13 protein-coding genes are annotated in these 15,411 nt (G+C 60.4%); 7 read left to right on the top strand and 6 right to left on the bottom strand.

Features of this window, described 5'->3' with window-relative positions:
- Window positions 1-103: 103 nt before the first annotated feature.
- The 4 genes from lepB to lptF form a co-directional block, all read right to left on the bottom strand.
- Entirely contained in the window at window positions 104-958 is an 855-nt protein-coding gene (gene lepB, locus PS14A_RS04210; protein WP_016771563.1) for a signal peptidase I, read from the bottom strand.
- A 9-nt stretch (window positions 959-967) separates the two neighbouring features.
- Window positions 968-2,764 (bottom strand): translation elongation factor 4, encoded by a 1,797-nt coding sequence (gene lepA, locus PS14A_RS04205; protein ID WP_016771564.1) that lies wholly within the window; start codon window positions 2,762-2,764, stop codon window positions 968-970.
- A 173-nt stretch (window positions 2,765-2,937) separates the two neighbouring features.
- Window positions 2,938-3,999 carry an LPS export ABC transporter permease LptG gene (gene lptG / locus PS14A_RS04200; protein WP_122601897.1) on the bottom strand — a complete coding sequence of 354 codons (1,062 nt, stop codon included), beginning with the start codon at window positions 3,997-3,999 and terminating at the stop codon, window positions 2,938-2,940.
- Window positions 3,992-5,113 carry an LPS export ABC transporter permease LptF gene (lptF, locus tag PS14A_RS04195; RefSeq protein ID WP_130910109.1) on the bottom strand — a complete coding sequence of 374 codons (1,122 nt, stop codon included), beginning with the start codon at window positions 5,111-5,113 and terminating at the stop codon, window positions 3,992-3,994. The genes lptG and lptF overlap by 8 nt, the downstream gene beginning before the upstream one ends.
- Window positions 5,114-5,409: 296 nt before the next feature.
- On the opposite strand from lptF, the gene PS14A_RS04190 reads away from it, so the two are divergent.
- The 5 genes from PS14A_RS04190 (at window position 5,410) to rlmF (ending at window position 12,024) form a co-directional block, all read left to right on the top strand.
- Complete coding sequence (locus tag PS14A_RS04190) at window positions 5,410-6,900, top strand: leucyl aminopeptidase (RefSeq protein ID WP_137215433.1); 1,491 nt, start codon at window positions 5,410-5,412, stop codon at window positions 6,898-6,900.
- Between the two features lie 57 nt (window positions 6,901-6,957).
- Window positions 6,958-7,386, top strand: coding sequence for a DNA polymerase III subunit chi (locus PS14A_RS04185; protein ID WP_212615380.1), 429 nt, complete (start codon window positions 6,958-6,960; stop codon window positions 7,384-7,386).
- 8 nt (window positions 7,387-7,394) lie between these two features.
- Entirely contained in the window at window positions 7,395-7,796 is a 402-nt protein-coding gene (locus PS14A_RS04180; RefSeq protein WP_212615379.1) for a DNA polymerase III subunit chi, read from the top strand.
- 128 nt (window positions 7,797-7,924) lie between these two features.
- The gene (locus PS14A_RS04175) at window positions 7,925-10,771 is read left to right on the top strand and encodes a valine--tRNA ligase (RefSeq protein WP_073473636.1); all 2,847 of its coding nucleotides are present in this window, start codon (window positions 7,925-7,927) and stop codon (window positions 10,769-10,771) included.
- 233 nt (window positions 10,772-11,004) lie between these two features.
- A complete protein-coding gene (rlmF, locus tag PS14A_RS04170) occupies window positions 11,005-12,024 on the top strand; it encodes a 23S rRNA (adenine(1618)-N(6))-methyltransferase RlmF (protein WP_016771571.1) in 1,020 nt (339 codons plus the stop codon).
- A gap of 197 nt (window positions 12,025-12,221) precedes the next feature.
- Here the strand turns inward: rlmF and PS14A_RS04165 are convergent, their stop codons facing one another.
- Window positions 12,222-12,503 carry an HU family DNA-binding protein gene (locus PS14A_RS04165; protein WP_003221909.1) on the bottom strand — a complete coding sequence of 94 codons (282 nt, stop codon included), beginning with the start codon at window positions 12,501-12,503 and terminating at the stop codon, window positions 12,222-12,224.
- 486 nt (window positions 12,504-12,989) lie between these two features.
- On the opposite strand from PS14A_RS04165, the gene yejK reads away from it, so the two are divergent.
- Together yejK and PS14A_RS04155 are read left to right on the top strand one after the other, a co-directional pair.
- Window positions 12,990-13,994: a nucleoid-associated protein YejK gene (gene yejK, locus PS14A_RS04160; RefSeq protein ID WP_039759184.1), complete on the top strand. Its 1,005-nt coding sequence runs from the start codon at window positions 12,990-12,992 to the stop codon at window positions 13,992-13,994.
- On the top strand, window positions 13,994-14,344 hold the full coding sequence (locus PS14A_RS04155) for a glutaredoxin family protein (protein WP_016771573.1): 351 nt from the start codon (window positions 13,994-13,996) through the stop codon (window positions 14,342-14,344). Before yejK ends, PS14A_RS04155 begins: the two co-directional genes overlap by 1 nt.
- A gap of 118 nt (window positions 14,345-14,462) precedes the next feature.
- Here PS14A_RS04155 and PS14A_RS04150 read toward each other — a convergent pair whose 3' ends face one another.
- On the bottom strand, window positions 14,463-15,398 hold the full coding sequence (locus PS14A_RS04150; RefSeq protein ID WP_212615378.1) for a glutathione S-transferase family protein: 936 nt from the start codon (window positions 15,396-15,398) through the stop codon (window positions 14,463-14,465).
- Window positions 15,399-15,411 lie beyond the last annotated feature (13 nt).

Here is a 15,411-nt window from a genome sequence, read left to right as displayed (position 1 = left end):
ACAATTAACGCTGTGTTCAAAAAATAAATCCTGGCGATTGCGAAGCCGATTGTGCCGGCTCCAGAAATGCATTCGGCGCTGTGGTCAACAGCGCCGTGTTTGATTACTTGATCAGGCCAACCCGCGAGAAATTCGGCAGGTGGCTGAGTTTCGGCTCCGGCCAGCTCATCCAGACCGCGAAGGCCTTGCCGACAATATTCTTGTCGGGAACCATGCCCAGCAGATCCTTGGGAATGTTCGGATCATCCCAGTAGCGGCTGTCATTCGAATTGTCGCGGTTGTCGCCCATCATGAAGTAGTGCCCGGCAGGCACTGTCCACGAACGGTCCGGGGTGGCGCGGTAACGGCTCATTTCCTTGCGGATCAGGTGCTCGGCTGCGCCGAGTTTTTCCTGATAGAGCTCCGCGCTGCCCAGCGAACCCGCCTCGGCGCCGACCATCTTCTCGGCAATCGATTCGCCGTTGACGAACAGACGCTTGTCGGCGGTGTAACGCACCGTGTCACCCGGCAGGCCGACCACACGCTTGATGTAGTTGACGTTCGGGTCGCTCGGGTAGCGGAACACCATCACATCGCCGCGCTGCGGGTCACCGACTTCGATGATCTTCTTGTCGATCACCGGCAGACGGATGCCGTAGGAAAACTTGTTCACCAGAATGAAGTCGCCGACGTCCAGGGTCGGTTTCATCGAGCCGGACGGGATCTGGAACGGCTCCACCAGGAACGAACGCAGCACCAGCACGATGAACAGCACCGGAAAGAACGACTTGCCGTATTCAACCAGCAGCGGCTCTTTGTTCAGCTTCTCGACCACCACAGGCTCGGGCTGGCTGACACTGCCTTGATAAGAGGCAATGGCAGCACGCCGACGCGGTGCCAGGAACAGCAGATCAAGCAACGCCAACAGGCCGCAGACGAACACGGCGATGACCAGCAACAGCGGGAAATTTAGCGACATAGGACCTGATTATTCCAACCTGAGCACGGCGAGGAAGGCTTCCTGTGGAATTTCCACGTTGCCGACCTGTTTCATGCGTTTCTTACCGGCCTTCTGCTTCTCGAGCAGTTTCTTCTTACGACTGACGTCACCGCCGTAGCATTTGGCCAATACGTTCTTTCTGAGCGCCTTGACGGTTGTCCGCGCCACGATCTGACCACCGATGGCGGCCTGGATCGCCACGTCGAACATCTGACGAGGAATCAGTTCTTTCATCTTCTCGGTCAACTGGCGACCTTTGAAGTGCGAATTGTCACGGTGCACGATCAATGCCAGGGCATCGACCTTGTCGCCGTTGATCAGCACGTCCAGTTTCACCAGATTGGCCGATTGGTAACGATCGAAATGGTAGTCCAGCGAAGCATAGCCGCGGCTGGTGGATTTGAGACGGTCGAAGAAGTCCAGGACCACTTCGTTCATCGGCAGGTCGTAGGTCACTTGCACCTGGTTGCCGAGGAACAGCATGTCGACCTGTACGCCGCGTTTCTCGATGCACAGGGTGATGACGTTGCCCAAATGTTCCTGCGGTACGAGGATATTGGCGCGCACGATTGGCTCGCGCATGTCCTCGATTGCCGACACATCCGGAAGCTTCGACGGGTTGTCGACGTAAATCGTTTCACCGGTTTTCAACACCAGCTCGAAAATTACCGTCGGCGCGGTGGTGATCAGGTCCAGGTCGTATTCGCGCTCGAGGCGCTCCTGGATGATTTCCATGTGCAGCATGCCGAGGAAGCCGCAACGGAAGCCGAAGCCCAGGGCGTCGGAGCTTTCCGGGGTGTACTGCAGCGACGAGTCGTTCAGGGTCAGCTTCTGCAGCGCTTCGCGGAAATCCTCGAAGTCGTCGGAGCTGACGGGGAACAGACCGGCGTAAACCTGTGGCTGGATGCGTTTGAAGCCCGGCAGCACCGGCACGTCCGGCGTCGAGCTCAGGGTCAGGGTGTCACCCACCGGTGCACCATGAATGTCCTTGATGCTGGCGATGATGAAGCCCACTTCGCCGGCCTTCAGATCGACGGTCGCGGTGTGTTTCGGGTTGAACACGCCGACGCTGTCGACCAGGTGCACCTTGCCGGTGGACTTGACCAGAATCTTGTCGCCCTTCTTCACACGGCCGTGGCGCACACGTACCAGGGAAACAACGCCCAGGTAGTTGTCGAACCAGGAGTCGATGATCAACGCTTGCAGCGGATCTTCGATATTGCCGGTCGGCGCAGGGATGGTGTGCACCAGACGCTCGAGCACTTCGTCGACACCCAGGCCGGTCTTGGCGCTGCAGGTGACGGCGTCGGTAGCGTCAATGCCGATGATCTTCTCGATCTCGTCCTTGACGCGATCCGGCTCGGCCTGTGGCAGGTCGATCTTGTTCAGTACCGGCATGACCTCCAGGCCCTGCTCGATGGCGGTGTAGCAGTTGGCCACGGACTGGGCTTCGACGCCCTGCCCCGCATCGACCACCAGCAAGGCACCTTCGCACGCGGCCAGGGAACGGCTGACTTCGTAGGTGAAGTCGACGTGGCCCGGGGTGTCGATGAAGTTCAACTGATAGGTGATGCCGTCTTTGGCTTTGTAATAGAGGGTAACGCTGTGGGCCTTGATGGTGATCCCGCGTTCACGCTCAAGATCCATGGAATCCAGTACCTGGGCTTCCATTTCACGCTCGGCCAGGCCGCCGCACATCTGGATGAAACGGTCAGCCAGCGTCGACTTGCCATGGTCAATGTGGGCGATGATGGAGAAATTGCGGATATGACTCAAATCACTCACGGATCAACACTCAAAAAGGCTGCAGGCTTGGCCCGCCGAAAAATAGCCGGGAATTGTACCTGATACACGGCGCAAGCGTCACGTTCGCCTGTCACCCGGATCGCATGCAAAAACGCCCCGGTCTGGCGACCGAGGCGTTTTCAGGGTTCAAGCGCTCAATGAAAGCTTGTTCATCAGCCCGCGCGCCTGAGCAGCCAGACGCCTGCCAGCGCACACACGCCGGCCGGCACCAGCACCGCAAACAGCGGCGAGAAACCGAACACCAGACTCGATGGCCCCAGCAGATCCTGGACGATGCGGAAGGTGAAGCCCACCAGCACGCCGGTGAAAACACGCTGGCCGAGGGTCACCGAACGCAGCGGGCCGAAGATGAACGAGATCGCCATCAGCACCAGCGCGGCGGTCACCAGCGGCTGCAACACCTTGACCCAAAATGCCAGCCAGTAACGGCCATTGCTCAGGCCCTGCTCGGCCAGATAGTGGATGTAGCCCCACAGACCGCTGATCGACAGCGATTCCGGCGCCATGACTACGGTGCTGAGCAGTTGCGGGCTCAACGCCACGTCCCACTCCTCGCTCGGGGCATTGACGACCTCAGTGCTGCGCTCGTGGAACAGCGTGGTGGCGACGTCGGTGAGCTGCCACTTGCTGCCGTCGAACTCGGCCTTTTTGGCGAAGCTGGAGCTGAGCAGATGGCGCTCCTTGTCGAAGTGATAGCGCGTCACGCCGTACAACAGACCGTTCGGTTGCACCGCATTGATGTGGATGAATTCCTCACCCTGACGGTGCCACATACCGTGCTTGGCGCTTTGCGCATCGCCGCTGCCCTGGGCCAGCGAGCGATTGGCCTGGGCCATGCTTTCGGTGGCCGGGGCGACGTATTCGCCGATCAGCACGCCGGCGAGCATCAGCACCAGCATCGGCTTCATGACCGCCCAGACGATACGGCCGATCGACACGCCAGCAGCGCGCATGACTGTCAGCTCACTGCTGCTGGCCAGACTGCCGAGACCGATCAGGCAGCCGATCAATGCCGCCATCGGCAGCATTTCATAGAGCCGGCGCGGTGCGGTCAGCAATACGAAACTGAGGACATCGACCAGTGTATAGGTGTCGCTGACGTCGCCCATTTCATCAATGAAGGCGAAAAGCGTTGCCAGGCCGAGGATGATCGCCAGCACGGCGATGATCGCCATGAATACGCTGCTGCCGATGTAGCGGTCGAGTTTAACCACGGGCCACCTCCAGCGCGGCGCTGCGACGGCTGGCCAGCTTCAGGCGCAGCGGCTCCCAATAAAGCAGGCCGAGGCCGATCACCAGGAAGATCGCGTGTACCCACCACAGGCCAAGGGCCGGCGGGATCTTGCCTTTTTCAAGGGCGCCGCGAGCGGCAATCAGGATGGTCAGGTAAGCCATATAAAGAAGAATCGCCGGCAGCAGCTTGAGGAAACGCCCCTGACGGGGATTCACCCGCGACAGCGGCACCGCCATCAGGGTCACGATGAACACCAGCAGTGGCAGGGACATGCGCCATTGCAGTTCGGTTTTCGAACGGATGTCATCACTGCCCCACAGGGACGAGGTCGGCATTGCGTCACGATCGGTGACTTCTTCGCTCACATCCGGCTTGGGCAGCAGCACACCGTAGGTTTCGTAATGAATGGCGCGGTAATCGGCCTGCCCCGGGCTGCCGTCATAGCGAAAACCGTTGTCGAGGATCAGGTAGCGATTGCCGTCGGGGCGGATTTCCTGACGGCCCGACTCGGCCACCAGCACGGAAATCCCGCGGTCCTTTTTATCGGCGCCGAGGTTCTTCTGCGAGATGAACACACTGCCGAGATTGACGCGGTCGTCGCTCAGGGTTTCGGTGTAAGTCACCCGAGTACCGTCACGCAAGGCCTGGAAGCGGCCCGGTTCGAGGGTATCGAACTCGGTCAGCGCGTCCTGCTTGTTCAGCAGCAGCTGGAACTGGTTGGCGCCCTGCGGAGCCAGGCCGAGGCTCAGCCACGCCACCACCAGTGCCACCAGCGTTGCCGGAAACAGGGTCATGCGAAACAGCTTCTGCTGGCTCATGCCGGTGGCCGAGAGCACGGTCATTTCGCTTTCGAGATACAGGCGACCGTAGGCCAGCAGGATCCCGAGGAACAGGCCCAGCGGCAGAATCAGTTGCAGGAAACCCGGCAGACGAAAGCCCATGATCAGGAACAGCGAGCCCGGATCGAGCTGACCGGCCGCAGCCTGCGCCAGGTATTTGATGAAGCGACCGCTCATGATGATGACCAGCAGCACGGCACTTACGGCGCTGAGGGTCAACAGGACTTCGCGGGACAGATAACGGAAGACGATCAAACCAGACACTCCAGGGTTGTCAGGCTAAGGCGGCCAAACAAGCAAACACATCGACCGGCCCGCCATGCAGAGCGGTCGAAAAAAGATGCGGCATTATCCTGTGATTGGGTGCGCCTGTCACTGCGCACACTCATCCATCGCTGTAATCCTTTGCTGAGGGTTGTCAGGCGCGGGGAGCGAGGTTCAAACTGCGGCCCTTGTCGCAGGCTTTGGCCTGCGCCTCTTCTATCTATAAGCAGGCGACTGCGGACAACGTCGAACGCCTGCGTGTTGACCATTCATTCAGGGATCCGGACATGGAACTGGTTGTAAAAAGCGTTAGCCCAGAAACGTTGAAAACCGCCACCCTGGTGGTTGCCGTCGGCGAAGGCCGCAAACTCGGCGTCGCCGCCAGACTGGTCGACGAGTCGAGCGGCGGCGCAATCAGCGCCGTGCTCAAGCGTGGCGACCTGGCCGGCAAGGTCGGTCAGAGCCTGCTGCTGCACAGCCTGCCGAACCTGAAAGCCGAGCGCGTGTTGCTGGTCGGCGTGGGCAAGGACGAGGAGCTGGGCGACCGTCCGTTCCGCAAAATCGTTGCCGGCATCCTCAACACCCTCAAAGGCCTGGGCGGCGGCGATGCCGTGCTGGCGCTGGATGAAGTCATCGTCAAAGGTCGCGACAGCTACGGCAAGACTCGCCTGCTGGCAGAAACCCTGGTCGACGGCGGCTACACCTTCGACCAGTTCAAGAGCCAGAAAGCCGAACCGCGCGCCCTGAAGAAAATTACTCTGCTGACCATCAAGGCTGCGCAAGCCGAAGTGCAGCGCGCCGTGAATCACGCCACTGCTATCGCCAACGGCATGGCCTTCACCCGCGATCTGGGCAACCTGCCACCGAACATCTGCCACCCGACCTTCATGGGCGAACAGGCCAAGAACCTGGGCAAAGAGTTCAAGGATCTGAAAGTCGAAGTACTCGACGAGAAGAAGATCAAATCCCTCGGCATGGGCTCGTTCTACGCAGTGGGCCAGGGCAGCGCCCAGCCGCCGCGCCTGATCGTCATGCAATACAGCGGTGGCAAAAAATCCGAGAAGCCGTTCGCACTGGTCGGCAAGGGCATCACCTTCGATACCGGCGGCATCAGCCTGAAGCCGGGCGCCGGCATGGACGAGATGAAATACGACATGGGCGGCGCTGCTTCTGTTTTCGGTACGCTGCGCGCCGTGCTTGAGCTGAAACTGCCGATCAATCTGGTGTGCATCCTCGCCTGCGCCGAAAACATGCCGAGCGGCAATGCATCGCGTCCGGGCGATATCGTCACCACCATGAGCGGCCAGACCGTGGAAATCCTCAACACCGACGCTGAAGGCCGTCTGGTGCTGTGCGATGCGCTGACCTACGCCGAGCGCTTCAAGCCACAAGCGGTGATCGACATCGCCACCCTGACCGGTGCTTGCGTAGTGGCCCTGGGCGCACACACGTCCGGCCTGCTGGGCAACAACGACGAACTGATCGACCAGTTGCTCAGCGCCGGCAAGGCTGCCGACGACCGCGCCTGGCAACTGCCGCTGTTCGATGAGTATCAAGAGCAACTGGACAGCCCGTTCGCCGACATCGCCAATATTGGCGGGCCGAAGGCCGGCACCATTACTGCCGCCTGCTTCCTGTCGCGCTTCACCAAGAACCTCAACTGGGCGCATCTGGACATTGCCGGCACCGCTTGGACCAGCGGCGGCAAGGACAAGGGCGCCACTGGCCGTCCGGTCCCCCTCCTGACCCAGTACCTGCTGGATCGCGCCAAGGCCTGAAACCGCTGAAAGGTGGCGTCACCCTCGGGTGACGCCACTTGCCGCTCTGGAACCGCAATGACCAAAGTCGACTTCTATATCCTGCCCAGCGCCGATCCTTCGGCGCGCCTGGATTTCGTCTGCAAGCTCACCGAGAAAGCCTGGCGCATGGGCCACCGCATCTACCTGCATTGCAGCGATTCGGCTCAGCGTGACGATCTCGATGCGCGTCTGTGGGCATTCAAGGGTGAAAGCTTCGTGCCCCACGGCCCGGCCGACAGCGAACCGGACGGTTTGATCGTGCTGGGACTCGGGCAAGACTGCGGTGAGCATCAGGATCTGCTGGTCAATCTCGACCTGAAAGTCCCGGCCTTCGCCAGCAAATTCGCCCGCGTGGCGGAAGTGGTGGTGGAAGATCCGACCATCCGAGCGGCGGCGCGGGAGAGTTTCCGTTTCTACCGCGAACAGGGCTATTCTCTGCAAGACCACCGTTTACAGCGACTCTGAGCACTCCAATGGACACTCCGAAACCGCAACAGAAGTCCGCACACCTGCTGGACGATCTCGAATCGATCCGCCAGTTGCTCGGCGATGACAACCTGCAACCGCCGCTGTTGACCGATACGGTCGATGACAGCGAACAGGAACAGATTCCAATGCTGTTCGACTCCGTCGGCAACCAGCCGGCGGCCGTCGAGCCTCCACTAGCGCCGCCCCAGGCTGCCCAGGCTGCTGCGCCGGTCGACAAAGGTCCCGACGCTCTCCTGCACCTGGACAGCGAACTGCGCGCCGCCGCGCAATTGATCATGCAAGACGTGATCGACGACTTCGCCCCGCACATCGAAACCGAAATCAAACGCCGCCTCGATGCGCGGATGGAGCGGCTGCTCGCTGCAGCTGCAAGCGGCAAGCTTTAAGCTGCAAGCCAAAGCCAAAGCAAATCCGCCGCGCTCCTCTTGAAGCTTGCAGCTTGTGGCTTGTGGCTGTCCCCACGGCTATACTTCCCGGCTTTTCCTGAATAAATGCCAATAGGGTCCCGCCGCGCATGGATAAGACCTACCAGCCGCACGCCATTGAAACTTCCTGGTACAAGACCTGGGAGTCCGAGAACTACTTCGCCCCGCAAGGCGCGGGCGAGTCCTACACCATCATGATCCCGCCGCCGAACGTCACCGGCAGCCTGCACATGGGTCACGGCTTCAACAACGCGATCATGGACGCGTTGATCCGTTTCCGCCGCATGCAGGGTCGCGACACCCTGTGGCAGCCGGGCACCGACCACGCCGGTATCGCCACGCAGATGCTGGTGGAGCGCCAACTCGAAGCCCAGGGCCAGAATCGTCACGATCTGGGCCGGGAAAAATTTCTCGAGAAAGTCTGGGAGTGGAAAGATCAGTCCGGCGGCAACATCAGCCGGCAGATCCGCCGCCTCGGCTCGTCCGTCGACTGGAGCCGCGAGCGCTTCACCATGGACGACGGCCTCTCGGAAGCGGTCAAGGAAGCCTTCGTGCGTCTGCATGAGGACGGCCTGATCTATCGCGGCAAGCGTCTGGTCAACTGGGACACCAAACTGCACACGGCGATTTCCGACCTCGAAGTGGAAAACCACGAAGAGAAAGGCTTCCTGTGGAACCTGAAATACCCATTGGCCGATGGCGTTAAAACCGCCGAGGGCAATGACTTCCTGATCGTTGCCACCACCCGTCCGGAAACCATGCTCGGCGACTCCGCCGTCGCGGTGAACCCGAACGACGAGCGCTACAAAGCGCTGATCGGCAAATTCGTCGAGCTGCCACTGGTTGGCCGGCGCATCCCGATCATCGCCGACGATTATTGCGACCCTGAATTCGGCACCGGCTGCGTGAAAATCACCCCGGCCCACGATTTCAACGACTACGAAGTCGGCAAGCGCCACAACCTGCCGCTGCTGAACATCTTCGACAAGAACGCCAACGTGCTGCCTGCCGCCCAGGTGTTCAACCTCGACGGCACGCTGAACGAGAGCATCGACGGCAAGATTCCGGCCGAGTTCGCTGGCCTGGAACGTTTCGAAGCGCGCAAGCAGATCGTTGCCGCGTTCGACGCTGCCGGCCTGCTGGTGAGCGTCAACGATCACAACCTGAAAACGCCGAAAGGCGATCGCTCCGGCACGGTCATCGAGCCGTGGCTGACCGACCAGTGGTACGTATCGACCAAGCCTCTGGCCGAGCCGGCGATTGCTGCCGTTGAAGACGGTCGCATCCAGTTCGTGCCCAAGCAGTACGAAAACATGTACTTCTCGTGGATGCGCGACATCCAGGACTGGTGCATCAGCCGTCAGCTGTGGTGGGGCCACCGGATTCCGGCCTGGTACGACGAGTCGGGCAAAGTCTACGTCGGTCGCGACGAAGCCGAAGTGCGTGCCAAGCACAACCTCGGCCCGGACGTTGCGCTGCAACAGGACAACGACGTACTCGACACCTGGTTCAGTTCGGGGCTGTGGACCTTCTCGACCCTGGGCTGGCCTGAGCAGACCGAGTTCCTGAAGAAATTCCACTCCACCGACGTGCTGGTCACCGGTTTCGACATCATTTTCTTCTGGGTTGCCCGGATGATCATGATGACCATGCACCTGATGAAGAACGAAGACGGCACGCCGCAAGTTCCGTTCAAGACTGTGTACGTACACGGTCTGGTACGCGACGGCCAGGGCCAGAAGATGTCCAAGTCCAAGGGCAACGTCCTTGACCCGCTGGACATCATCGACGGCATCGACCTGGAAACCCTGGTGCAGAAGCGCACCTCGGGCCTGATGCAACCGAAACTGGCGAAGAAGATCGAGAAAGCCACCCGCGAAGAATTCGCCAATGGCATCGAAAGCTACGGCACCGACGCCCTGCGCTTCACGTTCTGCTCGCTGGCCTCGACCGGTCGCGACATCAAGTTCGACATGGGTCGCGTCGAAGGCTATCGCAACTTCTGCAACAAGATCTGGAACGCCGCGCGTTACGTTCTGGACAAGGGCGAAGACTGCGGCCAGAACGGCGAAGCCTACGAGCTGTCGCTGGCCGATCGCTGGATCATCTCGCAACTGCAACGCACCGAAGCCGAAGTGACCCGTCAACTGGATCAGTTCCGTTTCGACCTCGCCGCGCAAGCGCTGTACGAATTCATCTGGAACCAGTACTGCGACTGGTATCTGGAACTGTCCAAACCTGTGTTGTGGGACGAGAACGCGCCGGTCGAACGTCAGCGCGGCACTCGCCGGACCTTGGTGCGCGTGTTGGAAGTGGCGCTGCGCCTGGCGCACCCGTTCATGCCGTTCATCACTGAAGAAATCTGGCAGCGCATCGCGCCGCTGGCCGGTATTCAGGGCAAGACGATCATGCTGCAGCCTTGGCCGGTGGCTAACGAAGAGCGCATTGATCCGGCGGCGGAAAACGACATCGAATGGCTCAAGGAACTGATGCTCGGCACGCGCAACATTCGTGGCGAGATGAACATCGGCCCGGGCAAGCCACTGCCGATCTTCCTGAAGAACGTCAGCGCTGAAGACCAGCGCCGCCTGACCGAGAACGAAGCGCTGCTGAAGAAGCTGGCGCGTCTGGAATCGATCACCGTACTCGCCGCTGGCGAAGAAGCACCGCTGTCCGCTACCGCACTGGTGGGCGAGATGGAAGTGCTGGTGCCAATGGCCGGCCTGATCGACAAAGGCGCCGAACTGGCGCGTCTGGACAAGGAAATCCTGCGCCTGCAGGGCGAAGTCCAACGCGTTGGCGGCAAGCTGTCCAACGCCGGTTTCGTCGACAAAGCCCCAGCCGAAGTCATCGAGAAGGAACGCGCCAAACTGGCCGAGGCCGAACAGGCCCTGGGCAAACTGGCCGAGCAGCACGCGCGGATTGCCAGTCTGTAACGGCAAATCGCACTGAAAAAGGGAGGCCCAAGTGGCCTCCCTTTTTTATTCCTGCAAAACCTCGAGTCCCCTGTGGGAGCGAGCCTGCTCGCGAAAGCGCTGAGTCAGCCGACAAATCTGCCGGATGTGCAACCGCCTTCGCGAGCAGGCTCGCTCCCACAGTTTGAACGGTGTTGCCTTCAGATGTGGGACAATGCCCGCCACTTTCAGCCATACCCGAATCGACCACGCCCATGACCGCCCCCCGCACACCCAAACCTGCGCGCAAGAAGCCTGACGCCGCGTCCCCGAGCAAAGCCGTCGAGCCGCGTGAGAAGGCCAGCCTGCATCCGCGCAATCGCCATCAGGGTCGTTACGACTTTCCGGCACTGATCAAGACCACGCCGGAACTGGCCAAGTACGTGATCACCAACCCGTACGGCAAGGAAAGCATCGACTTCGCCAGCCCCGACGCGGTGCGGGTGTTCAATCGGGCGCTGCTCAAGGCGTTCTACGGTATTCAACATTGGGATATCCCGGCGGACTATCTGTGCCCTCCGGTTCCGGGGCGTGCCGACTATGTGCACTTTCTCGCCGACCTGCTGGCGAGCATGAACGACGGCAAGGTGCCGCGCGGCGCGATCGTCAATGTGCTGGACATCGGTATGGGCGCCAACTGCGTTTATCCGCTGATCGGCAACAGCGAATATCGCTGGCACTTCCTCGGCTCGGAGATCGACCCGACAGCCGTGGCGGCGGCGCGAGCCATCGTGCAATCCAATGATCTGAGCAAAGTGATCCAGCTGCGCCAGCAGGAAAACCGCAAGCACATCCTCATCGGCTTGCTGGAGCCGGGCGAGCGTTTCGACCTGACCATGTGCAACCCGCCGTTCCACGCTTCGATGGAAGAAGCGACCAAGGGCAGCGAGCGCAAGTGGCGCGCCTTGGGCAAGGCCGACCCGAAACGCAAGCTGCCGGTGCTGAACTTCGGCGGGCAATCGGCGGAGCTGTGGTGTGAAGGCGGTGAAGCGCGCTTCGTGACGCAGTTGATTGCCGAGAGCGCGAACTTTCAGCACAAGGTGTTGTGGTTCAGCACCCTGGTGTCGAAGGCCTCGAACCTGCCGGCCATCGAGACGGCACTGAAGAAGGCCGGCGTACTGGAAAGCCAGGTCGTGGAGATGTCGCAGGGGCAGAAGCAGAGCCGCTTTGTCGCCTGGACCTTCCAGACCAAGTCCGAGCAGCAGATCTGGCGGCGTGAGCGCTGGGTGCGCTAAGGCGCTGTAGATCGACCTGTGGGAGCGAGCCTGCTCGCGAAAGCGGTCTATCAGTCGACATCCAAGGTGACTGAACCACCGCATTCGCGAGCAGGCTCGCTCCCACAATGGTTCAGTGACATACCCACCGAATTGCAGACACAAAAAAACCGTGCCCCGGATCACTCCGAAGCACGGTTTTTTTTTATCGCTGCGTCTTACTTGTTCACAGCGTCGGTCAGGCCTTTGGCCACAACCAGCTTGATCACTTTCTTTGCAGGGATTTCGATGGCAGCGCCAGTCGAAGGGTTACGGCCGGTGCGGGCAGGACGCTCGGTCACTTTCAGCTTGCCGATACCTGGCAAGGTGATTTCGCCGCCGTTTTCCAGCTGATCGGCAACGATTTGGCCCAGTTGGTCCAGAGCGTTACGCGCGGTGGTTTTCGGCGCGTCGATAGCTTCAGCGATGTCGGCGATCAGTTGGTCTTTAGTAAGAGCCATGTAGTGTTCCTTCCCTATCAAATTCATATGGATTGCAGAGTGCAGTGTCAGCCATCGAGCCCGATCTTCTGGATCTGGCACCCTCGGCGATAACCACGACGAGTCGGGTTATAGATGCCGAAATCAGGGTTTGGTTCGACCTGACAAATGCTGAATGCACGCTTAACGCAGTGACTTCGCGTAAGACCGGGCAAAACTAGCACAGCGACAAGGAAATATCCGCCTCTAGCTACCCATTTGGTCAGCTTTATTGCGCTAAATCGGTAAAAAACCACATAAGGCCGGCCCCTTGCCCCGGTTTCAGCCTTCAACCCCCTGTAGGAGCTGCCGAAGGCTGCGATCTTTTGACTTTGTTTTTTTCAAAAACAAGATCAAAAGATCGCAAGCTTCGGTAGCTCCTGCACAGAGCCTCAGATAGAGATTCGGGTACACTGAGCGCTTTTTCGGGGGAGCCTGCCCTCCTCCCTTCCAACAGCCGAGAAGCCCATGCCGATCCGTCATTGCATCGTCCACCTGATCGACAAAAAACCCGACGGCACGCCCGCAGTTCTGCATGCCCGTGACTCCGAACTGGCCGAGTCCGCAGCCATCGAAAACATGCTCGCCGACCTCAACGAAAGCTACAACGCCAAACAGGGCAAAGCCTGGGGCCTGTTCCATCCGGAATCCGGCGCGTTCCCCTTCAGCGGCTGGCTGAAGGAGTACATGGAAGGCGGCCGTGACTTCACCGCGTTCAGTAAAGTGGCGGTCGAGCATCTGCAGAAGCTGATGGAGGAATCCAACCTGTCGGTGGGTGGCCATGTGCTGTTTGCCCACTATCAGCAAGGCATGACCGACTACCTGGCAATCGCCCTGCTGCACCACAGCGAAGGCGTGGCGGTAACCGACGAGCTCGACGTGACGCCTTCGCGCCATCTCGACCTCGGCCAATTGCATCTGGCAGCGCGGATCAACGTTTCCGAGTGGCAGAACAACAAGCAGTCCAAGCAGTACATCTCGTTCATCAAGGGCAAGAATGGCAAGAAGGTCTCGGAGTACTTCCGCGACTTCATCGGCTGCCAGGAAGGCGTCGACGGCCCCGGCGAGACGCGCACACTGCTCAAGGCCTTCAGCGACTTTGTCGAGAGCGAAGACCTGCCGGAAGACTCGGCCCGCGAGAAAACCAAAACGCTGGTCGACTACGCCAGCAGCCAGGCCAAGCTCGGCGAACCGATGGGTCTTGAGGAACTGTCAGAGCTGATCGACGAAGAACGCCCGAAGGCCTTCTACGACCACATCCGCAACAAGGACTATGGCCTGTCGCCGGAGATCCCGGCGGACAAACGTACCCTCAACCAATTCCGCCGCTTTACCGGCCGCGCCGAAGGCCTGTCGATCAGCTTCGAAGCGCACCTGCTGGGTTCGAAGATCGAGTACGACGAAGAGAACGGCACCCTGATCATCAAAGGCCTGCCGACTTCGCTGACCGATCAGTTGAAGCGGCGTAACTGATGCTCGGCAATGTGCTGAAAAAAGTCGCCCTGGTATTGCTGGTGGTCGTGGTCTATCAGAACTGGGGCAAGATCGAGCGGGTGTTCAATCCCGCGCAAATGGTCTCGCCGCAGACCCGGGCGCAAGCCAACGTCGTGCTCTATGCCACCGACTGGTGCGGCTACTGCAAACAGACCAAACGCTTTCTCGACAGCAAGGGCATACCGTTCAAGGAGTTCGACATCGAGAAGGATGCCGATGCGCGCCAGGCGTATGAGGCACTGGGTGGGCGCGGGATTCCGCTGATCGATGTGAACGGCACGTTGATTCGCGGATTTGATCCAGACGAAATCCTCGCTGCCCTGAAATAGTCCACTGTGGGAGCGAGCCTGCTCGCGAAAGCGCTGCATCAGCCAACGATAATGTTGAATGATCCATCGTCTTCGCGAGCAGGCTCGCTCCCACAGGTTTTGCAGCTGACTGGATAAATCAGCGCGCTTCGATACGGAACCCAAAACGCGGAAAGTGCACATGCACCACGCCGCCACGTTCGTCTTCACGGCGAATGATCAGGTCTTCACTGCCAGCAAACAGCAGCTCGCCCACCACCGGATCAACGCCGTAATCGATAGCGGCAATTGCCACTTGCTGGCCGGCCTTGAAGCCGTTCGGATCGACGAACCGCTCATCCGGCAATGCCGCTGGCGTCGCGTTATGCGCGACCTCCAATGCCTCGGCGGAAGACATCTCGCTCGCTGCGCCATGGCCGAACCCCAGCACCCGACCCAGCCACGCCGCGACCGCCGGATATTCATCCACCAGCGGCGCCGTGACGTGGGTCGCCTTGAGGAACCACAGCGGATGCGCCAACGCGAAGTCGGCAATCGACGGTTCGCCAAAGAGGAAGTCACCCTGTTCGCGCTGCAACTGTTGCTCCAGCCGCGCCATGATCGTCGGCCACTGATGCTTGGCCTGCTCGGCGGACAGACGCGTGGCGCTGCCACCGCTGAACAAACCGGCGCGGTCGGCCAGGAAGGCCTTGATCGCTTCCGGCGGCAATTTGCCGAAACGCACCGCCACCGATTCCGGCTGGAACACTAGGCTCACGGCGTGCTGGAACACCACCGAATCGGCCCACGCGGCAAAACTGGCGCTGGTCATTTCCTGGCCCTCGGGGAAGAACGCCGGCAGGGCTTTTTCCTGTTCCAGGCGTCGAGCGATCAGTGCGGTGTCGCAATAGATGTCAGCACCGATCTGCAACACCGGGGTCTTGCGGTAGCCACCGGTCAACGCGGTCAGATCCGGCTTTGGCATCACCGGGGAAATATGCACCGAACGCCAGGACAGGCCTTTGAAACCCAGCAGCAGGCGGGCCTTCTCGGCGAATGGAGAGGTCGGGTAATGGTGCAGAATCAACTCAGACATGCTCGGCTCCGCC

It is taken from the genome of Pseudomonas sp. 14A (genome assembly GCF_018132745.1).
In the GTDB taxonomy this organism is placed as follows: Bacteria; Pseudomonadota; Gammaproteobacteria; order Pseudomonadales; family Pseudomonadaceae; genus Aquipseudomonas; species Aquipseudomonas mercuritolerans.
Note: the sequence above shows the minus strand (reverse complement) of the source record. Positions and strands in the feature narration are given on the sequence as shown.

Coding starts and splice junctions, on each gene's coding strand:
- lepB (WP_016771563.1), bottom strand. CDS start 958: ATGTCGCTAAATTTCCCGCTGTTGCTGGTCATCGCCGTGTTCGTCTGC.
- PS14A_RS04190 (WP_137215433.1), top strand. CDS start 5,410: ATGGAACTGGTTGTAAAAAGCGTTAGCCCAGAAACGTTGAAAACCGCC.
- PS14A_RS04185 (WP_212615380.1), top strand. CDS start 6,958: ATGACCAAAGTCGACTTCTATATCCTGCCCAGCGCCGATCCTTCGGCG.
- PS14A_RS04180 (WP_212615379.1), top strand. CDS start 7,395: ATGGACACTCCGAAACCGCAACAGAAGTCCGCACACCTGCTGGACGAT.
- PS14A_RS04175 (WP_073473636.1), top strand. CDS start 7,925: ATGGATAAGACCTACCAGCCGCACGCCATTGAAACTTCCTGGTACAAG.
- rlmF (WP_016771571.1), top strand. CDS start 11,005: ATGACCGCCCCCCGCACACCCAAACCTGCGCGCAAGAAGCCTGACGCC.
- PS14A_RS04165 (WP_003221909.1), bottom strand. CDS start 12,503: ATGGCTCTTACTAAAGACCAACTGATCGCCGACATCGCTGAAGCTATC.
- yejK (WP_039759184.1), top strand. CDS start 12,990: ATGCCGATCCGTCATTGCATCGTCCACCTGATCGACAAAAAACCCGAC.
- PS14A_RS04155 (WP_016771573.1), top strand. CDS start 13,994: ATGCTCGGCAATGTGCTGAAAAAAGTCGCCCTGGTATTGCTGGTGGTC.
- PS14A_RS04150 (WP_212615378.1), bottom strand. CDS start 15,398: ATGTCTGAGTTGATTCTGCACCATTACCCGACCTCTCCATTCGCCGAG.